This window comes from Escherichia sp. E10V5 (assembly GCF_004212315.1).
GTDB lineage: Bacteria > Pseudomonadota > Gammaproteobacteria > Enterobacterales > Enterobacteriaceae > Escherichia.
In genome coordinates this window covers 36347-61784 of the sequence record NZ_RHJM01000015.1, presented here as the reverse complement: position 1 = coordinate 61784, position 25438 = coordinate 36347, and the positions used below count along the sequence as shown (strand labels likewise).

The 25438-nt window shown below is 50.2% G+C and carries 25 protein-coding genes; 5 read left to right on the top strand and 20 right to left on the bottom strand.

The genetic code is table 11. The features are described from left to right. Nucleotides 1-300 precede the first annotated feature (300 nt). The 13 genes from lipB to leuS all read right to left on the bottom strand — a co-directional run bounded on the left by lipB (nt 301) and on the right by leuS (nt 13432). Nucleotides 301-942 (bottom strand): lipoyl(octanoyl) transferase LipB, encoded by a 642-nt coding sequence (gene lipB, locus D9738_RS11825; RefSeq protein ID WP_130206479.1) that lies wholly within the window; start codon nt 940-942, stop codon nt 301-303. Nucleotides 943-1041: 99 nt separating this feature from the next. Continuing rightward, on the bottom strand, nt 1042-1305 hold the full coding sequence (gene ybeD / locus D9738_RS11820; RefSeq protein ID WP_130206481.1) for a DUF493 family protein YbeD: 264 nt from the start codon (nt 1303-1305) through the stop codon (nt 1042-1044). Between the two features lie 109 nt (nt 1306-1414). Next, entirely contained in the window at nt 1415-2626 is a 1212-nt protein-coding gene (gene dacA, locus D9738_RS11815) for a D-alanyl-D-alanine carboxypeptidase DacA (protein WP_064528971.1), read from the bottom strand. Between the two features lie 140 nt (nt 2627-2766). Further along, nucleotides 2767-3843 carry an endolytic peptidoglycan transglycosylase RlpA gene (rlpA, locus tag D9738_RS11810; RefSeq protein ID WP_130260240.1) on the bottom strand — a complete coding sequence of 359 codons (1077 nt, stop codon included), beginning with the start codon at nt 3841-3843 and terminating at the stop codon, nt 2767-2769. 9 nt (nt 3844-3852) lie between these two features. Further along, the gene (gene mrdB / locus D9738_RS11805) at nt 3853-4965 is read right to left on the bottom strand and encodes a peptidoglycan glycosyltransferase MrdB (protein WP_000131717.1); all 1113 of its coding nucleotides are present in this window, start codon (nt 4963-4965) and stop codon (nt 3853-3855) included. 2 nt (nt 4966-4967) lie between these two features. Further along, on the bottom strand, nt 4968-6869 hold the full coding sequence (gene mrdA, locus D9738_RS11800) for a peptidoglycan DD-transpeptidase MrdA (RefSeq protein WP_130219433.1): 1902 nt from the start codon (nt 6867-6869) through the stop codon (nt 4968-4970). 30 nt (nt 6870-6899) lie between these two features. Next, nucleotides 6900-7367 carry a 23S rRNA (pseudouridine(1915)-N(3))-methyltransferase RlmH gene (gene rlmH / locus D9738_RS11795; protein WP_000776104.1) on the bottom strand — a complete coding sequence of 156 codons (468 nt, stop codon included), beginning with the start codon at nt 7365-7367 and terminating at the stop codon, nt 6900-6902. A 3-nt stretch (nt 7368-7370) separates the two neighbouring features. Then, complete coding sequence (rsfS, locus tag D9738_RS11790; protein ID WP_001161662.1) at nt 7371-7688, bottom strand: ribosome silencing factor; 318 nt, start codon at nt 7686-7688, stop codon at nt 7371-7373. A gap of 259 nt (nt 7689-7947) precedes the next feature. Then, a complete protein-coding gene (locus tag D9738_RS11785; protein WP_130260239.1) occupies nt 7948-8559 on the bottom strand; it encodes an adenosylcobalamin/alpha-ribazole phosphatase in 612 nt (203 codons plus the stop codon). 23 nt (nt 8560-8582) lie between these two features. After that, entirely contained in the window at nt 8583-9224 is a 642-nt protein-coding gene (nadD, locus tag D9738_RS11780) for a nicotinate-nucleotide adenylyltransferase (RefSeq protein WP_130260238.1), read from the bottom strand. Nucleotide 9225: 1 nt separating this feature from the next. Further along, the gene (gene holA / locus D9738_RS11775) at nt 9226-10257 is read right to left on the bottom strand and encodes a DNA polymerase III subunit delta (RefSeq protein WP_130260237.1); all 1032 of its coding nucleotides are present in this window, start codon (nt 10255-10257) and stop codon (nt 9226-9228) included. Then, entirely contained in the window at nt 10257-10835 is a 579-nt protein-coding gene (gene lptE / locus D9738_RS11770; protein ID WP_130206491.1) for an LPS assembly lipoprotein LptE, read from the bottom strand. Before lptE ends, holA begins: the two co-directional genes overlap by 1 nt. Nucleotides 10836-10849: 14 nt before the next feature. Next, nucleotides 10850-13432 carry a leucine--tRNA ligase gene (leuS, locus tag D9738_RS11765; protein WP_130260236.1) on the bottom strand — a complete coding sequence of 861 codons (2583 nt, stop codon included), beginning with the start codon at nt 13430-13432 and terminating at the stop codon, nt 10850-10852. 235 nt (nt 13433-13667) lie between these two features. Here leuS and D9738_RS11760 point away from each other — a divergent pair, with 235 nt between their 5' ends. Next, complete coding sequence (locus D9738_RS11760) at nt 13668-14150, top strand: zinc ribbon-containing protein (protein ID WP_001044880.1); 483 nt, start codon at nt 13668-13670, stop codon at nt 14148-14150. 69 nt (nt 14151-14219) lie between these two features. Here the strand turns inward: D9738_RS11760 and D9738_RS11755 are convergent, their stop codons facing one another. Then, nucleotides 14220-15197 (bottom strand): tetratricopeptide repeat protein, encoded by a 978-nt coding sequence (locus tag D9738_RS11755; RefSeq protein ID WP_130260235.1) that lies wholly within the window; start codon nt 15195-15197, stop codon nt 14220-14222. Nucleotides 15198-15360: 163 nt separating this feature from the next. Here D9738_RS11755 and D9738_RS11750 point away from each other — a divergent pair, with 163 nt between their 5' ends. Continuing rightward, nucleotides 15361-16068 carry a DUF1266 domain-containing protein gene (locus D9738_RS11750; protein ID WP_130206497.1) on the top strand — a complete coding sequence of 236 codons (708 nt, stop codon included), beginning with the start codon at nt 15361-15363 and terminating at the stop codon, nt 16066-16068. After that, complete coding sequence (locus D9738_RS11745; RefSeq protein WP_130260234.1) at nt 16065-17492, top strand: J domain-containing protein; 1428 nt, start codon at nt 16065-16067, stop codon at nt 17490-17492. The genes D9738_RS11750 and D9738_RS11745 overlap by 4 nt, the downstream gene beginning before the upstream one ends. Before the next feature lie 9 nt (nt 17493-17501). Here D9738_RS11745 and D9738_RS11740 read toward each other — a convergent pair whose 3' ends face one another. Continuing rightward, nucleotides 17502-18056 (bottom strand): tetratricopeptide repeat protein, encoded by a 555-nt coding sequence (locus tag D9738_RS11740; RefSeq protein ID WP_130206501.1) that lies wholly within the window; start codon nt 18054-18056, stop codon nt 17502-17504. 99 nt (nt 18057-18155) lie between these two features. On the opposite strand from D9738_RS11740, the gene D9738_RS11735 reads away from it, so the two are divergent. Together D9738_RS11735 and D9738_RS11730 are read left to right on the top strand one after the other, a co-directional pair. Next, the gene (locus tag D9738_RS11735) at nt 18156-18863 is read left to right on the top strand and encodes a DUF1266 domain-containing protein (RefSeq protein WP_130260233.1); all 708 of its coding nucleotides are present in this window, start codon (nt 18156-18158) and stop codon (nt 18861-18863) included. Next, nucleotides 18860-20311, top strand: a complete 1452-nt coding sequence (locus D9738_RS11730) for a J domain-containing protein (protein ID WP_130260232.1) — start codon at nt 18860-18862, stop codon at nt 20309-20311. Before D9738_RS11735 ends, D9738_RS11730 begins: the two co-directional genes overlap by 4 nt. A gap of 75 nt (nt 20312-20386) precedes the next feature. On the opposite strand, the gene hscC is transcribed toward D9738_RS11730, so the two are convergent. The 5 genes from hscC to gltJ all read right to left on the bottom strand — a co-directional run bounded on the left by hscC (nt 20387) and on the right by gltJ (nt 25333). Continuing rightward, on the bottom strand, nt 20387-22057 hold the full coding sequence (hscC, locus tag D9738_RS11725; RefSeq protein WP_130260231.1) for a molecular chaperone HscC: 1671 nt from the start codon (nt 22055-22057) through the stop codon (nt 20387-20389). 83 nt (nt 22058-22140) lie between these two features. Beyond that, a complete protein-coding gene (gene rihA, locus D9738_RS11720; protein ID WP_130206509.1) occupies nt 22141-23076 on the bottom strand; it encodes a pyrimidine-specific ribonucleoside hydrolase RihA in 936 nt (311 codons plus the stop codon). Between the two features lie 117 nt (nt 23077-23193). Beyond that, on the bottom strand, nt 23194-23919 hold the full coding sequence (gene gltL, locus D9738_RS11715; protein WP_000631384.1) for a glutamate/aspartate ABC transporter ATP-binding protein GltL: 726 nt from the start codon (nt 23917-23919) through the stop codon (nt 23194-23196). Next, nucleotides 23919-24593 carry a glutamate/aspartate ABC transporter permease GltK gene (gene gltK, locus D9738_RS11710; RefSeq protein WP_000272828.1) on the bottom strand — a complete coding sequence of 225 codons (675 nt, stop codon included), beginning with the start codon at nt 24591-24593 and terminating at the stop codon, nt 23919-23921. The genes gltL and gltK overlap by 1 nt, the downstream gene beginning before the upstream one ends. Further along, nucleotides 24593-25333, bottom strand: a complete 741-nt coding sequence (gltJ, locus tag D9738_RS11705; protein ID WP_000020950.1) for a glutamate/aspartate ABC transporter permease GltJ — start codon at nt 25331-25333, stop codon at nt 24593-24595. The genes gltK and gltJ overlap by 1 nt, the downstream gene beginning before the upstream one ends. Nucleotides 25334-25438: the final 105 nt, after the last annotated feature.

Sequence of the window (25438 nt, the reverse complement as noted above, 5' to 3'; positions counted from 1 at the left end):
CGTGCGTGTTCCAGTTGCGAATTACGAAGGAAAGCGTTTCAATTCAATAGATTGTTGTAATTATCAACTATTTTTGAATTAACGACTGGCAGTATATCATTGAAACGGCCCAGAAAGCAGCCAAAGCGGTCGCGAAAATGTAAAATTGTTGTTGGTTTGTGCCATTTTATCGTTCGGCACTGTGAACTCTATGTAACGATACTTTTTCAAAACACATTCGATAGCATCAGTTCCCCGCGAAGTATTGGAATACGCTGACTGCAATGACCCAATATGATTTGGGTCATTTATGAGGGAGAATTAAGCAGGGATATATTCTACGTCAGGATTTTTGAGTAGCGCTAAAATATTTGCCAGTAAGCGTGGTGCAATATTATCGGTGGTCGCATCAGGTTTCCATTGCGATATTTTTGCCATTTCCATCCCGGCATAACCACAAGGGTTGATACGTAAAAATGGCGAAAGATCCATATTGACGTTTAATGCCAGACCGTGGAATGAACAGCCGCGGCGAATACGCAATCCGAGCGAACAAATTTTCTTTTCCCCAACGTAGACACCAGGAGCATCAGCCCGAGGGTGCGCTTCAATATCCAGCTCGGCCAGGGTATTCACTACCGTTTGTTCGAGCAAGGTCACCAGTTCACGCACGCCCAACTTCCTGCGTTTGAGGTTAAGCAATACATACATCACCTGTTGCCCCGGCCCGTGATAAGTTACCTGGCCGCCGCGATCGCTCTGGATCACCGGAATATCACCCGGCATTAAAATATGTTCCGCTTTACCTGCTTGTCCCTGGGTAAATACAGGATGGTGTTCAACCAACCAGATTTCATCAAGGGTATTTTCATCACGGGTATCGGTGAATTCATGCATAGCCTGAGAAATAGGCTCGTAAGGCTGAAGGCCGAGCTGGCGGACAAGAATTTTATCCTGATACAAAACGGCATCTCCGTGGAGAATGAGTAAAAGTGGGGAAAATTATATCACAGCGAGGGGAGAGGAGTTACCCGACCAGAGGCCGGGTAACGGAGAAGCAAATTACAGAACCATACGGACGATATCGATTTTGCCCAGTTCTTCGTACAGAGTTTCAACCTGCTCGATATGAGTGGCGTTGATAGTGATAGATACCGAGTGGTAGTTGCCTTTGCTGCTTGGTTTTACCGTTGGGTTGTAGTCACCTGGCGCATGGCGCTGTACCACTTCAACCACCTGATCAACCAGCTCAGGTAACGCCTGCCCCATTACTTTGTAGGTAAAAGGAGTAGGGAATTCAAGCAGTTCGTTAAGTTTGGTTTTCATGTCAGCTCCGGCGTAACGTAATTAAATAGCAACTCCCGCCAGAGGGCGGGAGTTTTTTACTGATGCTTAGTATATGGGGGCGGAAATTACACTTTCAAGTGTTCAATTTTTAGCCGAACCAGTGATGGAACATTAATTTAATGTAATCAATGATTTTGCCGAAGAAGTTACCTTCCGGAATTTCCTGTAACACCACCAGCGGGCGTTGTTCGATAGTTTTGCCATCAAGCTGGAAGTTGATGGTGCCAACGACCTGGTTCTTTTGCAGAGGCGCATGTAGTTCACTGCTGTTCAGCACGTAGCTGGCTTTCAGGTCTTTCATGCGGCCACGCGGAATGGTCAGGTAAACGTCTTTATCAACCCCTAACGAAGCGCGGTCAGTATTACCAAACCAAACCGGCTCAGAGGCGAACTCTTTGCCAACTTTCAGTGGGTTAACCGTTTCGAAGAAACGGAAGCCCCAGGTCAGCAGTTTTTTACTTTCGGTTTCACGGCCTTTGAACGTGCGTCCGCCCATGACTGCGGAGATCAGACGCATCTGACCTTCCGTTGCGGAGGCGACAAGGTTGTAGCCCGCCTTGTCAGTATGGCCAGTTTTGATTCCGTCGACATTCAGGCTGTTATCCCATAGCAGGCCGTTACGGTTGAGCTGGCGAATACCGTTAAAGGTAAACTCTTTCTCTTTATAGATAGCGTATTCGTTAGGGACATCACGAATCAGGGCCTGACCGATCAGCGCCATATCACGCGCGGAGCTGTACTGACCGTCAGCGTCCAGACCGTGTACAGTCTGGAAGTGGGTATTTTTCAGGCCCAGGGCGTTAACGTAACTGTTCATCAGACCAACGAAAGCATCCTGGCTACCGGCGGCGAAGTCAGCCATGGCAACACAAGCATCGTTACCAGATTGCAGGTTGATACCACGGATAAGCTGAGAAACCGGTACCTGCATGCCAGGTTTGAGGAACATCAGCGAAGAACCTCTGAACACCGGGTTACCGGTGGCCCAGGCGTCATTGCCGATGGTCACTAAATCAGATTCTTTGAATTTACCTGCTTTCATTGCCTGACCGATAACGTAGCTGGTCATCATTTTGGTCAGACTTGCAGGGTCGCGACGGACATCCGCATTTTGCTCGGCGAGCACTTTGCCGGAGTTATAGTCGATCAGGATGTAAGACTCCGCGTCGATCTGCGGTACACCCGGGATCATGGTTTTGATATTCAGGTCATCGGCATGTGCAGCAGAGATAAAGGCTGTGCAAAGAGCCGTGGTGAGCGCCAGGCGCTTCATGATACGAGCGGAAAAAATGGTATTCATGGTCTGAACTACGACATCCGTGATGGAATTTAAAATAAGTGCCCTACTATAGCAAATGCACTACCGCCAGGCATCCGACTTTCCGCGTGACTTTGTTAACGTCATTTACAGAAATTGACATTTCAGATGCCTGCCTTACGTTATTGCGCGGTGGTAATAAATGACTGTAATTGGGCTTCGGTTTGTAAACGTTGCTGCAAGGCACTGGCTTCAGCTTTGTTGGCGAATGGACCAAGCTGAATACGCCAGACCGCGCCGTTTTGGGCCACGCGACCGGGTACGCCGAACTTTTGTCCCAGTTGCTGTTGATACTGTTGCGCGCGTGCCTGATCGCTAACGGCCCCCACTTGCACCATAAAGTTACCGCTGGCGCTTTGCGAAGTGGCTTGCGGTGTCACCATTGCAGATGTTGTTGCAGGTGCTGAGACAACGGGCTGTGGTGCAGGCGTCGGTTCGCTGCCTTCCAGTACGCCGGGCGCCAGGGTAGTCGGCGCGCCGAGGAAGCCGCTGCTGGTTACCGGCGCGCCGGTCGGATCTTCGCTTTTCAGCGTTGAGTTGCTGACCGGGAGAATATCACCCTGCGGGACAGACATAGAGTTTGTTCCGCTGCCGCCGTTTAAATCGGGCGGCGCAGGCAGGGCGTAAGTCTGTTTGGCAATGGTAGTACAAGCCATGCCTGGGCCAGAAAATGAACCATCCTGGGCGACGATAATAGGATCGATACGAACTTTTGTATTGTTCGAGGTGTTAAGACGGTCAGCTGCCGCGCGTGAAAGTGAAATCACACGGTCGTTGCCGTAGGGACCGCGATCGTTAATGCGCACCACGATCATCCGCCCATTAGCCAGGTTGGTGATTCTGGCGTAGCTGGGGATGGGGAGCGTTGGATGCGCCGCCGTCAGCTGCGTTGGATCAAATGCTTCGCCAGATGCTGTCAGATTGCTGCCAGGTTCGGCATCATAAATGGCTGCAAGGCCCGCCTGACTAAAGCGTGAAGGGTCCTGCACGATTTTGTAGCTTCTGCCGTCGCGCTGATAATCCTGATTTGCCGTCGCGTTCAGTGGTTCGAAACGTGGTTCCGCCCCGCTAATTTCAACTATAGGGCCGTTACATACCGCAGGCTGCGGCACACTTACCGTCTGTTGCTGACCATCATCGCTAGTACATGCCGCGAGCATTCCTGCCGCGATGCAGATCCCGAGCCACTGCTTACGCATTCGCACCTCTTACACGCTTTTCGACAACATTTTCCTGTGGGTGTGGATTGACATCACAATCCCAAACCCAGCCATCAGCACTATGAGCGCCGATCCTCCATAACTGACCAGCGGGAGTGGAACCCCTACAACCGGCAGAATACCGCTTACCATACCAATATTTACGAAGACATAAACGAATAATATCAGCATTAAGCCGCCAGCCATGACGCGACCAAAGGTAGTTTGTGCTCTGGCTGCAATCCACAGTCCGCGCATGATGAGCAGAATATAGAGAGCAAGCAGAATCAAAATACCCACTAATCCCAATTCTTCCGCCAGTACCGCGAAGATAAAATCGGTATGGCGTTCGGGCAGAAATTCAAGCTGTGACTGGGTACCGTGCAGCCAGCCTTTACCGCGTAATCCGCCGGAGCCAATAGCAATTTTAGACTGAATAATGTGATAACCCGCGCCAAGTGGGTCTGATTCCGGGTCGAGTAGCATCATTACGCGCTGGCGCTGGTAATCATGCATCAGGAAGAACCACAAGATTGGGATAAATGCTGCCACCAGTACCACTGCAACGCCAATCAGGCGCCAGCTAAGTCCGGAGAGAAACAGTACAAACAGACCGGAAAGCGCAACGAGGATTGACGTTCCCAAGTCAGGCTGCGCTGCCACCAGCAACGTGGGCATAAAAATCAGCACCAGCGCGATGGCGGTATTTTTTAACGACGGCGGGCAAACGTCACGGTTGATAAAGCGAGCCACCATGAGCGGCACAGCTATTTTGGCGATTTCCGAGGGCTGGAAACGAACGATACCGAGATCCAGCCAACGTTGAGCGCCTTTGGAGATGGCCCCAAAGGCATCTACCGCTACCAGCAAAATAATACAGATGATATAGAGATAGGGCGCCCAGCCTTCATAAACGCGCGGCGGAATTTGAGCCATCACCACCATAATGACCAGCCCCATCGCGATCTGGCCGATTTTACGCTCCATCATGCCGATGTCCTGGCCGCTGGCGCTCCAGATTACCAGGGCGCTGTAGACCAGTAATGCCAGTAAGATCAGTAGCATTGTGGGATCAAGATGGACTTTATCCCAGAATGTTTTTTTATTCGGATTATCCGTCATGATTAATGGTCCTCCGCAGCAGTAACCGCCGGGTTTTCTGCAGGCAGATCGGTGTTGTTGTCACCAAGCATAATATGGTCGAGGATCTGGCGCATCAGCGTACCGACCGCCGGGCCAGCCCCGCCGTTTTCCAGAATCATAGCGACAGCGACTTGCGGATTGTTATACGGCGCAAACGCGGTCATCAGTTTGTGGTCGCGCAGACGCTCGGCAATTTTGTGCGCATTATAGGTTTCGTTCGCCTTCAGGCCAAAGACCTGCGCGGTACCGGATTTCGCCGCAATTTTGTAGGGCGCGCTGGCAAAGTATTTATGTGCCGTACCGTTAGGACGGTTAGCAACACCAAACATGCCGTCTTTCGCCAGTTCCCAGTAACCAGAATGAATATCGCCTACCGGCGGTTCATGCGGCTGTACCCATGGCACTTGTTTGCCATTTTCGGCGGTGCTCATCAGCAAATGCGGAACCTTCACAATACCGTCGTTAATCAGGATCATCAGTGCTTTGTTCATCTGGATAGGGGTCGCTGTCCAGTACCCCTGACCGATACCGACCGGAATGGTGTCACCCTGATACCACGGTTTTTTAAAGCGTTTCTGTTTCCATTCGCGGGTCGGCATATTACCGGAACGTTCTTCCGACAGATCGATACCGGTGTAATGACCGTAGCCAAATTTACCCATCCATTCAGAAAGGCGGTCGATGCCCATATCGTAGGCAACCTGATAGAAGAAGGTATCTGCTGACTCTTCCAGCGATTTAGTGACATTCAGGCGACCGTGGCCCCATTTTTTCCAGTCACGATAACGCTTTTCAGACCCCGGCAATTGCCACCATCCAGGATCAAACAGGCTGGTATTACGGGTGATTACCCCTGCACTTAATGCCGAAACCGCCACATAAGGTTTAACCGTCGACGCTGGCGGATAAACCCCCTGCGTGGCACGGTTCACCAGTGGTGTGTTCGGGTCGTTCAGCAACGCGGAATAATCTTTGCTGGAGATACCGTCAACAAACAGGTTAGGGTCGTAACTTGGCGTGGAAACCAGCGCCAGCACGCCACCTGTACGCGGATCGGTGACCACAACAGCGGCACGACTGCCCGCCAGCAGTGTTTCAATGTACTGCTGGAGCTTGAGATCAATCGTCAGGTAAATATCATGCCCGGCCTGCGGCGATACTTCTTTTAACTGGCGGATGACGCGACCGCGGTTGTTAACTTCAACTTCTTCATAACCCGTCTGGCCGTGCAGAACATCTTCGTAGTAACGTTCAATCCCCAGCTTGCCGATATCATGTGTTGCGGCATAGTTGGCCAGTTTGCCGTCATTATTCAGTCGCTCGACGTCTTTATCGTTAATTTTCGAGACATAACCGATAACGTGGGTCAGCGCTGAGCCATAGGGATAGTAACGACGTTTATAGCCTTTAACTTCCACACCAGGAAAACGGTACTGGTTAACGGCGAAACGCGCCACCTGAACTTCAGTCAGGTTGGTTTTCACCGGAATAGAGGTAAAACGGTGCGAACGTGCACGCTCCTTTCGAAACGCGGCGATATCGTCATCGGTCAGGTCAACCACGCTGCGCAGGGCGTCCAGAGTCTGCTGCACGTTATCGACTTTCTCCGGCATCATCTCTATCTGATAGATAGTTCGGTTGAGCGCCAGAGGGATACCGTTACGGTCGTAGATAATGCCGCGGCTGGGGGCGATAGGCACCAGCTTAATGCGGTTTTCATTAGAACGGGTCTGGTAATCGGTAAAGCGAACAATTTGTAGATTATACAAGTTGGCGATGAGCACGCCGGTTAGCAGCAAAATCCCCAAAAAGGCGACCAGCGCCCGGCGCACAAACAGCGCGGACTCTGCCGAATAGTCGCGAAAAGAGTTCTGTAATTTCATCCGCTGCGTTTTCTACTTAAGGCTACCATATCACTCACGGTGATAAGGATGGTTGGTGGTAATGCTCCACGCCCGGTACAGACTCTCTGCGACCAGTACGCGAACCAGCGGATGGGGGAGGGTAAGCGCCGAAAGTGACCAGCTTTGTTCTGCCGCCGCTTTACAGGCAGGCGATAACCCTTCCGGCCCGCCAATCAGCAAGCTGACATCGCGGCCATCCAGCTTCCAGCGTTCCAGTTCAGCGGCTAACTGCGGCGTGTCCCAGGGCTTGCCTGGGATATCAAGGGTGACAATGCGGTTTTTACCTGCGGCAGCCAGCATTTGTTCACCCTCTTTGTCGAGTATGCGCTTGATATCCGCGTTCTTGCCGCGTTTTCCCGCCGGAATTTCAATCAGTTCAAAAGGCATATCTTTCGGAAAACGACGCAGGTACTCGGTAAAACCGGTTTGTACCCAGTCCGGCATTTTCGTTCCCACGGCGACAAGTTGCAGCTTCACGCATTAACTCCAGAGTTTTTCCAGCTCATACAGGCGACGGCTCTCTTCCTGCATAACATGGACAATCACATCACCTAGATCGACCACAATCCAGTCGGCGCCGTTTTCACCTTCAACGCCGAGGGGCAATAAACCCGCAGCGCGAGATTCCTGAACCACGTGGTCAGCAATGGACATAACATGGCGGCTGGATGTACCCGTACAGATGATCATACAGTCGGTGATACTGGATTTGCCCTGAACGTCTAAGGCGATGATGTCCTGACCTTTGAGGTCATCAATTTTGTCGATAACAAAATCCTGGAGTGCTTTACCCTGCAAGTTTTCCCCCTGGGTGAAATAAAAAAGATAAAAATGGTCTGTCAGTATACCTGAAGCAGAGGCGATTTCGGGACAAATGTCAGCAAATCGGCTCTTGAAAGTGGGCTATCATCCCACCCCGCGTCACAGATTGCATCGCCATTTTTGTAAAACAATTTCTACAAAGTCGTGTATGGCGGAAAAGTCAGGTTGCGGAGAATATCAGCCTGCCCGGGCCTGTCAATGTCCGTTGCCGCTTACCTGTAAAAAAACAGAAAAGTCATGCTTCTTCGCACCAGATGGCGCGGCTATTGAGGACGCGTAGTGTTGCGAACTCGTCATTGATATCAATGGCGCTCCAGCAGCCCTGGTCTACACGAAAATGCCACATTGCCTCGGGAGGCATGCCGATTAAGCGGGCAATCAACAGGCTCAACACACCCTGGTGGCTAACGATTAATATGTTTTTGTGCTGCTGATACTCACCAAGTCCGGCAATAAACCTTTCTATCCGCTGTGAAAATGCCTGAAAGCCTTCACCGCGAGTAGGGACGGTATGCTGCCAGTCATTGCACCAGGCACTATAGTTTTCGGCATCTTCTTGCATCAGCTCGCGATGATGCCGCATTTCCCAGTCACCAAAAAACATTTCGTTGAGTTCAGGGATGATTTGCACGGGGAGTTGACGGGCATCAAGAACCAGGCGCGCGGTGTGCTGCGCCCGTTCCAGTTCACTGCATAAAACCTTATCGAAGGGAACATCACGTAGCAGTGTATGCAAGCTTTTCGCCTGCGCGATACCGCGCTCCGTAAGTGGTGTAGGCGCATGACCGCTGTATAACCCGTCGACATTCGCTTGCGTTTCACCGTGACGAATTAACCACAGTCGCATCATTCCCTCCGTGACGGCAGATATCAGCGATACAAGCCTTGTTGGTTAATGTAAGTCAGTACCGATTCTGGTAACAATTCCTCACAAGATTCGCCGTTTTGCAAACGTTCGCGGATGATTGTCGCCGAGATGTTGAACCACGGCGTTTCGGCGAGATAAATTTTACCTGCAGGCTGAAGATGCAGATCTTCCGGATTATGCGTCAAATGATCTTCCAGCCACTGCTGGTACTGCGGTTGTGCCATTTCCAGCGGATAACCTGGACGTCGACAGACTATCAAATGTGCATTGTCGAGAATCGTTTCGTATTCATACCAGGTCGGAAAGTTCAGCAGCGAGTCCTGACCGATAATAAACGCCAGCGGCACATCTGGGCCTTGCTCCTGTCGCCACTCTTTTAACGTCTGCGATGTGTAAGAGGGGGCATTACGCTTTAACTCGCGTTCATCAAGGGTAAACAGCGACTTGTCGGCAATCGCCAGTTCAAGCATGTGTTTTCGCTGCACGTTGTTCGCTTCAGGCTGGGGGCGATGCGGAGGAACGTTGTTAGGGATAATCGTTACCCGCGTCAGGCCAATCAGATTCGCCAGCGTTTCCACGGGTTTTAGATGGCCATAATGCACCGGGTCGAAGGTGCCGCCAAACAGAGCTTGTAAAGATTTCATATCAACCGTCGATAAATACGTCTGCCAGTGGTTTATGACACAAAAGAAGAGATAATCCCTCCAGTTCTGCCCACACGGACTGACCGTAATCTTGTTTGAGAGTAAGTTCCGTTCGTGTCAGGAGTTGTACAGCCTGACGTAACTGTGGCTGACTCAGGCGATTTAGCGCTTCGCTAATCATGTTACGACGGTTCTGCCATACCCGATGCTTGTCAAACAGCGTACGCAGCGGAGTATGAGCAGACTGACGCTTCAGATTAACCAGTAGCAATAGCTCACGTTGCAAAGTACGCAACAAAATCACCGGTTCACTGCCTTCCAGGCGCAGCTGCTGCAGAATATGCAATGCGCGCTTGCTTTTGCCGCTCAACAAAGCGTCAACCCAATGAAAAGGGGTGAAATGTGCGGCATCATTCACCGCTTGCTCAACGCGCGGCAGTGTCAGTTTGCCATCCGGCCAGAGTAGCGATAAACGCTCCAGTGCCTGTGCCAGCGCCAGCAGGTTTCCTTCATAACAGTAGCAGAGCACCTGATTCGCCGCGTCATCCAGTTCTAAATTGAGCTGTTTTGCTCGCGCGGCAACCCAGCGAGGAAGCTGGGCCTGTTCTGGGGTCTGGCAAGTAACCTGCACGCTACGGTTTGCAAGCGCGGTAAACCAGGCGGCATTTTCCTGCGCTTTGCTCAATTTATTACCGCGGACGATCAACAGCAGATCGTCATGCAGCAATCCGGTGAGCGTGAGGAGTTGTTCATTGATCGCCGCATTCGGTCCGTTTTCTGGTAACAACAGCAATAGCGTTTGTCGACTGGCAAACAGGCTCATTGCCTGGCATAGCGAAAACATTGCGTTCCAGTCCGTGTTGGGATCAATGGAAAAAGTGTGGTGTTCTTCGAATCCTTGTGCCGCAGCTACCTGACGAATGGCGTCCTGGCTTTCTTGCAACAACAGGGGATCGTTACCAAGTAAAAGATAGGCCGCGCGCAGCCCTTCAGTGAGCTGCGCGCGGAGTTGTTCCGGGTACAACCGAATCATCAGTTACCCAGCGTGGTGGAGACGCGTGCAGGCGTTGCTGTGGTATCCGTTGTTGCCGACGTTTCTTCGTCGGAACGGACGTCCGCAGCGCGAATGCTTGGCAGCTTACGAATAAGCTGTTCGGCGGCACGGTCGTACATCTCTTTAATGATCATGTCCTGCTCGTTATCTTTCGCTAACGCCATTTGCGGGTTATCGAAGAACGAACGGAAGACTTTGGCGCTAATCGGGTAGATATCTCGCCCAGGAATCAATACCGACGCGCTAACAGTCATCACCATCTGATATTCCGCAGTTTGACCATTACGGAAAACCGACGCGGTATCCTGTGAGATTGATACAGCGCCCAGACGCAGGGATGGAACATCCTTACGCGTGGTTTCTTTATCGAGCAACTCGACACCGTTCAGACGTAACTGGTTACGCACTGCACGGCTTAACGGCCCGTTCGGGTCACCGGAATCCAGGATCATAACCTTCATAGTGGAAGGGACCTGCGTGGTATCACGCAGATGCCAGCCACACCCGGCGGTGATTAACACCGCCAGAGATAACAACAATGTTGCCAGATATCGCACGCTTCCTCCCGCGCTTAGCCAACGACCAGATTGAGGAGTTTACCCGGTACGTAAATCACTTTACGCACGGTAACGCCATCAAGATATTTTGCTACCAGATGTTCCTGGCCAGCACGTTCGCGAACCTGTTCTTCCGTTGCATCCACCGGAACGGTGATTTTGGCACGGACTTTACCGTTAACCTGAACAACGACCAGCGTGGAGTCTTCCACCATCGCTTTTTCATCAGCAACCGGCCACGGCGCGTTGTCGATATCGCCTTCGCCTTTCAGTTCCTGCCACAGCGTGAAACAGATGTGTGGGGTGAACGGGTTAAGCATACGAACTACCGCCAGCAGCGCTTCCTGCATCAGGGCGCGATCCTGCTCGCCATCGGTCGGTGCTTTCGCAAGTTTGTTCATCAGCTCCATAATCGCCGCAATTGCGGTGTTGAAGGTCTGACGACGGCCGATATCATCGGTCACTTTAGCGATTGTTTTATGCACATCGCGACGCAGCGCTTTCTGATCTTCAGTCAGTGCATCGACGTTCAGTGCCGCAACATCGCCTTTCGTAGTATGCTCGTACACCAGTTTCCAGACACGTTTCAGGAAGCGGTTAGCCCCTTCCACGCCGGACTCCTGCCATTCAAGAGTCATATCCGCCGGAGAAGCGAACATCATAAACAGACGAACGGTGTCCGCGCCGTAACGTTCAACCATCACCTGCGGGTCGATACCGTTGTTCTTCGACTTGGACATTTTGCTCATGCCGGTATAAACCAGCTCATGGCCTGCCGCGTCTTTCGCTTTTACGATACGGCCTTTCTCGTCACGTTCAACGATAGCATCAACCGGGGAAACCCAGTTACGTTCGCCGTTTTCGCCAACATAGTAGAAGGCATCTGCCAGCACCATACCCTGACACAGCAACTGTTTCGCTGGTTCGTCAGAGTTCACCATGCCTGCATCACGCATCAGTTTGTGGAAGAAGCGGAAGTAGAGCAGGTGCATGATGGCGTGTTCGATACCACCAATGTAGATATCCACCGGCAGCCAGTAGTTAGCCGCTTCGGAATCCAGCATACCTTCTTTGTACTCCGGGCAAGTGTAGCGCGCATAGTACCAGGAGGACTCCATAAAGGTGTCGAAAGTGTCGGTTTCACGCAGCGCTGGCATACCGTTAACGGTGGTTTTCGCCCACTCCGGATCTGCTTTAATCGGGCTGGTAATGCCGTCCATCACCACATCTTCCGGCAGGATCACCGGCAGCTGGTCGTCCGGGGTCGGCATCACAGTGCCGTCTTCCAGCGTCACCATCGGAATCGGTGCGCCCCAGTAACGCTGACGGGAAACACCCCAGTCGCGCAGGCGATAGTTCACTTTACGCTCGCCAACGCCCATTTCAGTCAGTTTGTCGGCAATAGCGTTAAAGGCTGCTTCATGGTCAAGACCATTAAACTCGCCAGAGTTGAACAGCACGCCTTTTTCAGTCAGAGCCTGCTGAGAAAGGTCTGGTTCAGAACCGTCAGCCGCCAGGATAACCGGCTTGATGTTCAGGCCGTATTTAGAGGCAAACTCGTAGTCGCGCTGGTCGTGACCCGGAACCGCCATGACTGCGCCCGTGCCGTATTCCATCAATACGAAGTTTGCTGCCCAAACAGGAATTTCTTCGCCCGTTAATGGGTGAACAGCTTTAAAGCCAGTATCGACGCCTTTTTTCTCCATTGTTGCCATTTCAGCTTCGGCAACTTTGGTGTTACGGCATTCGTCAATAAAGGCTGCCAGTTCTGGATTATTTTCCGCCGCTTTCTGCGCCAGCGGATGACCTGCCGCTACCGCCAGATAGGTACAACCCATAAAGGTGTCCGGGCGAGTAGTATAAACAGTCAGCGTGTTGTCATAGTCGTTAACGTTGAAGGTGATTTCTACGCCTTCGGAACGACCGATCCAGTTACGCTGCATGGTTTTAACGGTGTCTGGCCAGTGATCCAGTTTATCCAGATCGTTGAGCAGCTCGTCAGCGTAAGCGGTGATTTTGATAAACCACTGCGGGATCTCTTTACGCTCAACTTTGGTATCGCAGCGCCAGCAGCAGCCGTCGATAACCTGTTCGTTCGCCAGTACGGTCTGGTCGTTCGGGCACCAGTTGACCGCAGAGGTCTTCTTATACACCAGGCCTTTTTTATATAGCTCGGTGAAGAATTTCTGTTCCCAACGGTAGTATTCCGGCGTGCAGGTTGCCAGCTCGCGGCTCCAGTCATAACCAAAGCCCAGCATTTTGAGCTGGTTTTTCATGTACGCGATGTTGTCGTACGTCCACGGTGCTGGCGCGGTGTTGTTTTTTACCGCCGCGCCTTCCGCAGGCAGACCAAACGCGTCCCAGCCGATCGGCTGCAGAACGTTTTTGCCCAGCATGCGCTGGTAACGGGCGATCACGTCACCGATGGTGTAGTTACGTACGTGGCCCATGTGTAGTCGACCAGAAGGATAGGGAAGCATAGACAGGCAGTAATACTTCTCTTTGCTCTCGTCTTCGGTTACTTCAAATGTGCGCTTCTCATCCCAATGAAGCTGTACTTTGGATTCTATCTCTTCCGGGCGGTATTGCTCTTGCATGGCAGCCAGTGGTCCTGTTTTCATTACGGCTACAAAAGTAGCGTTAGAGGTGGTTTTTCAGATCCGCATAGCATAGCCCAAACGTCCGCGTCAAAACAGCCTTTCGCGCACTCGACGTTGAAATCGCACAGCGGTAATCCTTGCACGAATTTACACACTCTGTGGGCAGTCTTGCAAAGTTGAGCGTAAATAACGTCTATTATTATAGCCAGTTAACGACACGGGAGATGAAATGATGAACAAGGTTGCTCAATATTACCGTGAACTGGTGGCGTCATTAAGCGAGCGACTGCGTAATGGCGAACGCGATATCGATGCACTGGTAGAACAGGCGCGTGAGCGTGTAATAAAAACAGGGGAGTTAACGCGGACCGAGGTCGATGAACTGACTCGGGCCGTCAGACGTGACCTGGAAGAGTTCGCCATGAGTTATGAAGAGAGCCTGAAGGAAGAATCCGACAGCGTTTTTATGCGGGTGATTAAAGAAAGCCTCTGGCAGGAACTGGCGGACATCACCGATAAAACACAGCTTGAATGGCGTGAAGTTTTCCAGGATCTCAATCATCACGGTGTTTATCACAGCGGAGAAGTGGTAGGGCTTGGGAATCTGGTCTGCGAGAAATGTCACTTCCATCTCCCGATCTACACGCCGGAAGTGCTGACGCTATGCCCGAAATGTGGTCATGACCAGTTCCAGAGACGCCCGTTCGAGCCGTAATAGTTTGATTTCGCACACCAATAAAGAGAATTTGGGCCGAATGAAATTCCCCGGCCCTTGTTTTTATCTCTACAGTAAATCTTCAATCTCACGGATTTCTTGACTGACATCTCTGGTACCGGATGACTGAACTTTACGATACAGGTCGAGAGCCTGTAGGAGATCGACAGGTCCTCCTTCTCCGTAGTGATACATAATGGCCAGGTTATACCAGGCAGTGGCGTCATTGCATTCAGCGGCTTTCGTAAACCATTCAAAGGCGGCCTGATAATCTTTCTCAACGCCTTGCCCATGTTTATACATATAGCCGATGTTAACGTAAGCGCCGATGCTTCCCTGAGCGGCAGCCTTCAGATACCAGTACATCGCTTGTTTATAGTCCTGGTCCACTCCTTCGCCCAAATCATAATCCCACGCTATTTGAAATTGGGCGTGCTGATTACCTTGCAGGGCGCTTTTCAAATACCAGAATGCGGCGAGAGTCTTGTTTTGGGGAACACCTGTACCTTTTTCATAAAGGTCAGCAAGGTTATCCTGTGCGGGATTATGCCCCTGGAGCGCGGCTTGTTTGTACCAATAGAAAGCCTGTTCATAGTCTTGCGTCACCCCAGTGCCATTTTGGTACATTAACCCCAGATTATTTTGTGCATATTTCAACCCCTGCTCTGCTGCCTTCCGATACCACTCAACCGCATCTTCATAGTTAGGCGGTGCCGCTTCGTCGAGTATGCAACCCAGCAAATTGGCTGCTAATGCCTGTTCTTGCAAGGCGGCTTTCTTCAACCAGAAGATAGCTTGCGCATTATCTTTATAGCGGCTTTTATTCTCGTTATATTTTCGACCTAAAGAATATTGTGCTTCACAATGCCCTTGTTCAGCGGCAAGTTTGAGCCAGTAAAAGGCCTTTTCGTCGTCCGGAGAGTCAATTGCACTATCGCGATTGTAATAAAACCCAACAATATATTGTGCCTCACTATCGCCTTGTTCAGCACGTTCGATAATCTCATCTATTGATAAATTATCGCAGCAACTTGACGTAAAAATCATTATCATTTCCTTATGGTTGCAGATAAAACATATTATATTTTTATGTGTTCCGTTTTTGCGTAAGTCTTATTTTATGCGTATCATGCTGCGTCAGAAAAGTATAAATAAATGAGCCTCGCAATGTGGTTGATATTCATTAAATGAATATTTAAGGACAAATTATATGGACATGGAGTCGCAAAAAATATTGTTTGCACTTTCCACTCCGATGGAAATACGCAATGAATGCTGTTTACCTTCGCATTCATCTCCCAAAATGTATTTAGGTACACGCTTTTTTGACCTTTCTTCTTCCTGGGGAATTGATGGCCGTGATGACCTGCTGCGCACAATTCACCGAATGATCGATAACGGTCATGCTGCACGGTTGGCTGGGTTTTATCACCGCTGGTTTCGTTATTCGCCATGTGAATGGCGTGGCTATCTTGCTGAATTAAATGAGCAAGGTCAGGCTTATGCGCAATTTGTCGCCAGCACCGCCGAATGCTGTGGCGAAGGGGGAATCAAAGCCTGGGATTATGTCCGGATGGGTTTTTTAAGCCGGATGGGCGTACTTAATAACTGGCTGAGTGAAGAAGAAAGTCTATGGATCCAGTCGCGCATTCATTTACGGGCGCTACGTTATTATAGTAACTGGCGGCAATACTTTGCCGGTTATACCTTTGGTCGACATTATTGGCAGTCTCCCGAGGATGATAATCTGCCTTTATTACGTGAATTCTTAGCGCGTAAAGAATACGACGATTCCGGCAATGATATGTTTTATCAATTAGTTGCCAGTGACGATGCATATTACGCGACCTTACCCTGGCAACATCTGGCTGACTACCCTTCATGCCCGGAAACGCTTAAGGATATGAGCGACCTATGAAAAATTGCTGGAAGATCCTTGAAATAGAGGAAACGACTGACGTCGATATTATCCGTCGCGCTTATCTGGCGCTGTTACCGTCCTTTCATCCAGAAACCGATCCACAGGGCTTTAAACAACTGCGTCAGGCGTATGAAGACGCGCTACGGATTGCGCAGTCGCCTGCTAAATCTGTTTGGCAAGCAGAAGAACATGAAGTTGCAGAACATGAAATTCTGCTCGCCTTTCGTGCGTTACTTGCCTCTGATAGCGAACGTTTTCTGCCCTCAGCCTGGCAGCGATTCATTCAGCAATTAAATTATTGCTCGATGGAAGAGATTGATGAATTACGCTGGTTGTTGTGCGCGATAGCTATGAACACTGCCCATTTATCCTTCGAGTGCGTGGCGTTATTAGCTGAAAGATTGCGGTGGTTGCAGGAGGAAAACACTGGGGAAATAGACGAAGAAGAACTGGAATCCTTTTTATATGCCATTGCGAAGGGGGATATTTTTAACTTCCAGACCATTCTGCATCTGTCCGTTGCCGTGCAAAATGAAACCATTGATTTTTACCAAATGTTCGCTCGGATTTGGTCATCGCATCCAGAATGGCTGACACTGTATTTAGCGCAACATCGCGCAGTGATTATCCCCGATGATGCAAAACTGCACAGAAATTTACTGTGCTGGTATACCTCAAGCCACGTGGGAATACCCGAACTCCTGGATTATGTTCGGTCGTGGCGGGAAGCTGAACCTGATAATGAAGATGCGCGTTATTATGAATACGCGCAACGCGTCTATTGTGGAGAAGGCGAAAACCTGCTGGCAGAACTTTGTGACTACTGGCGCGAGTATCCCTCTACCCAGGCGGATGCTTTAATGTTGCAATGGTGCCGTCAGCATCGGGTCGATTATTACCCGTTAGTGGTTATGATGATTGAAGCACGTGAACTGGTTAACGATCAGGGAAAACCGCTACTTTATGTTCCTGGCGACAGCGCCAGTACGCGCTTTCAATTATACGAAATACTCAGCCATGAAAAACTCTCCGCGCTGGGGCGTTCTCTGGTCGAGATTGTTTTGCACAAAGGGCGTAAGCCGCGAATCTCACTCACGCGTGATACAGAGCATCCCTTATGGCCATTATATTTAGTTGCTAAACAATTAGTGCTGGCGAACCAGCCTACAGAAGAATCATTAATGCCGATCGTCGCTCGTCTTGATGCAGAAGATCGTTGCCCACTGGAAGCATTAATTATTCGTCGATTATTAATTCAGTCGGCGAATTTTACCGAGAAGCAAACCGTCGAACCGGAGCCGCAACCGCAGCCAATGCCTGTTGATGATGGTGGGCCGGGCTGTCTGGGCATCATTAAAATTATTTTCTATATTTTTATTTTTGCTGGTTTGATAGGGAAAATACTCCATCTCTTCGGGTGACAGTCGACGTTAATGTGCGGGAAGCCCGGCAAGCAATCTTTCCGCATTTTTGTAATGTTGTTTGGCGGCCAGTTTTAACCATTTTTGAGATTCATAATGGTTAACATTAACACCTGAGCCATTTCTGTAGATCAAACCCAAAGTATATTGAGCATGAGCATACCCTTGTTCAGCTGCTTCCTTATACCAGAGAATTGCTTTACGGGTATCTGGTTTGACTCCCAGACCTTTCAGGTAGATCCACCCCAGTTTGCTTTGTGCGCGCGGATTTTCCTGTTCTGCTGATTGCTCATACCAGTATCTCGCCTGTGTATAATCCAGTGGTTTACCGTCGCTACCATGAAGATAAAATTCGCCAAGGCGATATTGCGACGTTGAGTGACCATGAATCGCGGAAAGCTCCGTTGCTGCCGTGGTAAACGGAAGACTGCCTGGTGATCTTAAATAATCAAAGACATAATTCGCCATAGCTTTATCGCGCAAGGTCGTTTTCTTAGGTTGGCTAATACAAGTGATAGCCGCAACTATAAATATTGCGAATATAAAATATATTTTTTTGTTCATTTATCAATACTTCGATTTTTTTTATTTTGAAAGCGTCAAGTTTATACTCATCATTAATAAAAAAGTAGTCAGTTAATGTACTTAAAGGATTGTTAATATATGGATAAGGAAGAACAACGCCTTCTATTTGCGCTTTCTACGCCAATGGAGATTCTTAATAAGGGATGCAAGCCTGCACATGACTCGCTAAACATGTATACCGGAATAAAAGAATTTGATCTGTCATCATCCTGGGGAATAAATAATCGTGATGATTTAATTCAGACTATTTACCAAATGACCGATGATGGTCACGCAAATGATTTAGCCGGGTTATATCTGGCATGGCATCGCTCTTCACCTGAAGAGTGGAAAGCATTAATAGCTGGTGGCTCTGACAGAGGGCTGATTTATACCCAATTTGTTGCACAAACCGCTATGTGCTGCGGGGAAGGGGGAATCAAAGCCTGGGATTATGTTCGAATGGGGTTTCTGTCACGGGTCGGTGTGCTCAACAAGTGGCTGACGGAAGACGAGAGTTTATGGCTGCAATCGCGTGTCTATGAACGAGCACACCATTACTATCACAGTTGGATGCACTATTTTTCCGCCTATTCGTTAGGACGTCTCTACTGGCAATCCGCTCAGTGCGAAGACAACGCTTCGCTACGCGAGGCGCTGACCTTGTACAAATACGACAGCGCCGGGAGTCGGATGTTCGAGGAGTTGGCTGCGGGAACCGATCGTTTCTATGCCACGCTTCCCTGGCAGCCATTAACTGCCCAGCCTGAATGCCCGGCAACGCTTAAGGATGTGAGCGACCTATGAAAACATGTTGGCAAATCCTCGAAATCGAAAGCACAACACAAGTTGATATTATCCGTCAGGCTTATCTTGCTCGTTTACCGTTGTACCATCCAGAAACCGATCCGCAGGGATTTAAAGCATTACGCCAGGCCTATGAAGAGGCGCTGCGACTTGCGGTCAATCCAGACGAAAAAAATGCTGATAACGAGAAAGATCTTGCAGAAGAGCACGAAGCACTGAAAGCGTTCAGAACCTTACTGGCTTCGGAAAGTGATCGTTTTCAGCCCTCCGCCTGGCAGAAATTTATTCAGCAATTAAATACCTGGAACATGGAGGATGTCGAACAATTACGCTGGCCGCTGTGTGCAATCGCTATGAAGGCGCGATATCTTTCATTGAATTGTGCATCTTTGTTGGCAGAGCGTTTGAACTGGCATTCGTTTAGTGACAGCGAAGGAATGGATGAAGAAGAGCGGGAGGCTTTTCTTGAGGCCATTCAGGCTGGGGATTGTTTCGATTTCCTTAGCCTTCTGGAATATCCCGTCGCGTTACAGAACCAGACTGTTGATTATTACTTCGCGCTGGAACGTTGCGGTCGTTACCATCCTGACTATGTCACTGCATTTTTGGCGATGGCAGGTCCGTGGTTAATTCCTGATGATGAGAAGTTGCATCGCAAATTGTTGCGCTGGTATAGCTCGGTACAAACAGGTATGGCGGAACTCATTCCTGTTGCCCAACAGTGGCAAACGGAAGAACCTGAAAGCGAAGATGCCCGATATTACTCGTGTGCACAACGGTTGTACTGCGGTGAGGGGGAAAGTCTGCTTGCCGATCTCTGCGCATACTGGGAGAGTTACCCATCTACACTAGCGGATTATTTGTTGTTGCAGTGGAGCAAGCGTCATTGCCCGGATTATTTCGCGTTATTAGTGATGGTTATCGAAGCGCGAAGCATGATTGATGCACAAGGTAAGCCGCTGAAATATGTCCCCGGCGAGAGCGCCCGGACGCGGCTGTTATGGGCGGAAATTTTACATAGCGGAAAATTATCGCCGTTAGGTCAATCGTTTATCGAGTCGTTATTCTTCAAACGTAAAGCATGGGCGTGGTGGAAATCGAGAGTCGGTAGCGAGACAGGGCAAGATTCACCGTTACTGGATCTGTATCGGGTAGCGGAACAGGTAGTACTGGAAGCGTTTCCGAAACAAGAGACGCTGGCCCGTCTTAATACAAGGCTGGAAGGCGGAGACGCTCATCCATTAGAGGCCATTATCACCCGGATGCTGTTGACAAAAGTGAAACTCGAGCCGGAGGATGAAGATGTCGATGAGCCAACACCTGAAAACCATGAAGAAAAAAATGATGAGGATGAAAAACCACAGAGCATTACCAGCATTATTAAAATCAGCTTAACGGTGCTGGTGATAGGTTATGCTCTCGGCAAAATCGCGATGTTGCTCAGTTAGATGCGATGCTGACGCATCTTATCCGACCTACGAGTAGGCCGGATAAGGCGTTTACGCCGCATCCGGCAGCCGTGTTTATGGGATCTCAATGGCCAAATAATCGCTCGCCCGCCGCCTAACCTCATCGACGCGGGCCATATCGTTTGACTGCAACGCCTCATCAAAATCGGTGATCACCCGGCCAATCTCTTCTCGCTCGTCACCCAGCGCACGCGCCCACAACTCTTCCAGTTTGGCTTTAAAGGTACGGTTGATGAGCATATCGCGCGGATAAATTTTCAATGCGGATAACCGCGCCCGACTCTCTTCAATCTGCTGAGCGCTCAATGTTACCGGACTGTGATTAATGACTCTGGACTTAACGCTGCCGTCTTCCAGAAGCACGTCAACTTCAAGCAACCCGTTGATATCATAACTAAAGCGAATATCAATCGACTGATAAGCCCCGGTTTTCTTCAACGGCACATCGAATGATTCCACCAGAATGTTATTTTTAACTTTGTGGTTTTCTCCCTGATAGACGTTAACCGTAATTGAATCCTGTTCCGGGTGCATGGTTGAGTAAGTTTCTACACGCGATACAGGCACAGTGGTGTTTCGTTCAATAATTGGCGAGAAAATGCCGGAAACGCCCTGGCGGTTAACTTCAACGCCCAACGAGTAAGGGCAAATATCGGTGAGGATCACTTCTTCAATATCTTCGCTGCGTAAGCGGCAAGCGGCCTGGATCGCTGCGCCCAGCGCGACAATGGTGCTCGGGTCGTAACTTTGATACGGTAGTTTGCCAAACAGACGCACGGCGATTCGCTGCACCAGTGGCATTTGCGACGCACCGCCGACCAGTACCAGGCTGTCGATTTGACTCGGCTTCAGACGTGCATCGCGCAACGCCTGTTCAATCGGCACACGCAAGCGGTTGAGTAGCGGTAACCACAAATCTTCCAGTTCGTTCTCGTAAAATTCGCACTCCCGCGTTTCATCCTGGTACTGCCAGCGAATGTGCATTGGCGATTGATTGCTACATTTTGCCGCTTCCACGCAGGCGTATAAGGCTGCCAGTTCGCTCTCGTTAAGCGTGGTTTTGGCAACTTCCGCGCGTCTTAAAACTTCATCGACCAGCATATGAGTAAAATCTTCGCCACCAAGAAAGTTATCACCCGCGGAGGCGTGCACTTCAATCACCGGCGTAGCGTATTCAAGCACCGTGACGTCAAACGTGCCGCCACCGAGATCAAAAACCAGCGAGCGGGTATTTTGCTGCGTATGCAGGCCATACGCCATCGCGGCTGCCGTTGGCTCATTAATCAGGCGCACTGCATTTAGCCCGGCTAACTCTGCTGCTAAACGGGTATGCTTGCGTTGTTCATCACTGAAATAAGCAGGAACAGAGATCACCACATCTTTAATCGGTTGTTGCAGGAATTCTTCGGCATCTTCTTTTAATGAACGTAATACCAAAGAGGACAATTCCGGTGCATTAAATGTGTCACCGCCTAAACGCCAGTTGGTATTACTGCCCATCGCACGTTTAAATAACGCTGCGGTTTTATCAGGATGCGATGTGCGCCTGGACACTGCCGGTTTACCGACCAGAATATGGTTATTTTCATCCATGCTAATTATGGATGGTGTTAAATATTCACCGAATTTATTTGGAATTAATTGTGCGGCACCGTCTTTCCAGACAGCAATTAAACTATTGGTAGTACCGAGATCGATACCAATGGCGAGTTCTGCATTATCCATTGCATTTATATCTTGAAAGAAAAAGAGATAACCAGATTAAGACCACCCTGGTAAAACGTGGTGATCTTAATCAATAAGGAGTATTAAGCGTAAAATTTCAGACGTTCAGCCAGTAAATCAACAAAGCCCTGACGATCAACATCGACCATTACAGTGGCATTCGGTTTATTACCGGTAAGATAGTAATAATCAACAACTGTCATCCCCTGGGTATATTTCCCCTGTGTTTCAACGCCGACCCAGCGCTCCACGGTGGTAAACAACTCGGGTTTCAATAGCCAGGCAATGGTGCACGGATCGTGCAGCGGCGCGCCGACAAAGCCCCATTTTTCGTCTTTATGATATTCGAGGAAGAAATCCAGCAGTTCGGCAACAATGGTTGAAATCGGGTTACCAATCGCGCGGAAACGCTCGGTGTCTTCAACGTGGATTTGTGCTTTGTGAGTGACATCCAGACCGGCCATCACCACCGGAATCCCTGACTGGAAGACAATCTCCGCTGCTTCCGGGTCAACGTAAATATTAAACTCGGCGGCTGGCGTCCAGTTACCAAGCCCCATTGCACCGCCCATAATCACGATACGGGCGATTTTGCTGTGCAGTTCCGGATGGCTATTGAGCAGCAAGGCGACGTTAGTTTGCGGTCCGGTAGAAACAATGGTGACAGGTTCCGCACTTTCACGCAGCGTTTTCGCCATCAGCTCTACCGCCGTACAGTTTTGCGGTGCAAACGTCGGTTCCGGTAATGCCGGACCATCCAGACCGCTTTCGCCGTGTACGTTGTCCGCGATAATCAACTCACGCATTAACGGTTTCACCGCACCGCTTGCTACCGGAATATCGGTGCGATTAAGCAAGGTAAGCATACGCAGAACATTGCGTAATGTTTTATCGGGTGTCTGGTTTCCGGCGGAAGATGTGATGGCTTTGACATCAAGCTCTGGTGAGGCGAGGGCGAGAACTATTGCGATAGCGTCGTCATGACCTGGGTCGCAATCTAACAGAATTGGCAGTGCCATTGTTGCTCCTTGTTGTGTGTTTCTTTGCGACAAGGGTAACGCCGGAATGTAACAGATACGAGGACCGAAACGATAAAGCGTGAGATGGCGCGCACCTGGGTATGCGCGCCAGAAGGATTAGTGCAGGATTTTCGCGAGGAAGTCTTTTGCGCGGTCCGATTTCGGATCATCGAAGAAAGCGTCTTTCGGCGAGTCTTCGACAATTTTTCCCTCGTCCATAAAGATCACTCTATTCGCCACTTTACGGGCAAAGCCCATTTCGTGGGTCACCACCATCATGGTCATCCCCTCGTTCGCCAGTTCCACCATCACGTCCAGCACTTCGTTGATCATCTCCGGATCCAGCGCCGATGTCGGTTCGTCGAACAGCATCGCAATAGGATCCATGCACAATGCGCGAGCGATCGCCACACGCTGCTGCTGACCGCCGGAAAGCTGCGCCGGAAACTTATTGGCATGTGCGGAAAGTCCCACGCGCTCCAGCAATTTCAATGCTTTTTCACGAGCCGGCGCTTTATCGCGTTTAAGCACTTTCACCTGCGCCAGGGTCAGGTTTTCGATAATCGACAGATGAGGGAACAGCTCGAAATGCTGGAACACCATCCCGACGCGGGAACGCAGCTTTGCCAGATCGGTTTTCTTGTCGTTAACCACGATGCCATCAACAGTGATTTCACCTTGCTGCACCGGTTCGAGGCCGTTGACGGTTTTAATCAGCGTTGATTTGCCAGAACCAGACGGGCCGCAAACCACCACCACTTCGCCTTTTTTCACTTCGGTTGAGCAGTCGGTCAGCACCTGAAAGTGACCATACCATTTTGAAACATTTTTCAGGGTAATCATTATGCTGTCCTTCTTTTCAAGTAGCTGACCAACAACGACGCGCTAAGGCTAATAACGAAATAAACAAATCCGGCAAACAGGATCATCTCGACCTGCGTACCATCACGCTCACCAATGGTTGAGGCGGTACGGAAGAAATCGGCCAGAGATAACACATACACCAGTGAGGTATCCTGGAACAGTACGATACCCTGAGTGAGCAGCAGCGGCACCATCGCGCGGAACGCCTGCGGCAGAATAATCAGTTTCATCGACTGCCAGTGAGTCATCCCCAACGCCAGCGCGGCGCTTGACTGACCACGAGAAATACTTTGAATACCGGCGCGGATAATCTCTGAATAGTAGGCCGCTTCAAACATCGAAAACGCCACCATCGCAGAAATTAAACGAATATCGGTTTTCGGCGATAATCCCAGCACGTTTTGCAGAAAACCCGGCACAATCAGGTAAAACCACAACAGTACCATTACCAGTGGGATCGAACGGAACACGTTAACGTAGGCTTTGGCAAACCAGGCAACGGGCGCAAAGCTCGATAAGCGCATCACCGCCAGCATGGTGCCCCACAAAATACCAATCACGACTGCCGTGACGGTGATTTTCAGGGTGATCACCAGCCCATCCAGCAGATACGGCAGGGAAGGGACAATAGAACTCCAGTCAAACTCGTACATTATTTGCCCCCCATATTGCCGGGCAGGCGAACTTTACGTTCAACCAGCGTCATCACCAGCATGATAACCGCGTTAATCAACACATACGCCAGCGTGATGGCGGTAAACGACTCCCAGGCGTGGGCCGAGTAGTCGAGCAATTTACCCGCCTGCGCCGCCATATCTACCAGACCGATAGTCGAGGCGATGGCGGAGTTTTTCACCAGGTTCATCATCTCGGAAGTCATCGGCGGGACGATAACGCGATAAGCGTTAGGCAGCAGCACATAGCGGTAAGCCTGCGGCAGCGTCAGCCCCATTGCCAGCGCGGCATTCTTCTGCCCGCGCGGTAGTGACTGGATTGCGGCGCGTACTTGTTCGCAAACGCGAGCCGCAGTAAACAGCCCCAGGCAGAGCATAGAGGAGAGGAAAAACTGAATATTTGGGTCCAGTTCCGCCTTAAACCACATGCCGATTTTCTCCGGCAGCAGCTCTGGGATCACCAGATACCAGGTAAAGAATTGCACAATCAATGGCACGTTGCGGAACAGTTCGACATACAACGTACCCAGACCGGAGAGAAAACGGTTAGGAACGGTGCGCAAAATGCCGAATAACGAGCCGACGAGGAAAGCGATAATCCAGGCGCAGATCGACAAAGCGATCGTCACCTGAAAACCACTCCAGATCCAACCAAGATAGGTGGTGTTGCCGAACGGGGCTTGTTGTAAAAAAATACCCCAGTTCCAGTCTATAGACATAAATCTACTCCAGAAAAAAGAGGGTAGCAGCGTTAACTGCTACCCTCGAAGATTGTTACCCAGCGTATTGCGGTTTTCAGGCCCGATGGGGAACGACCATCAGGC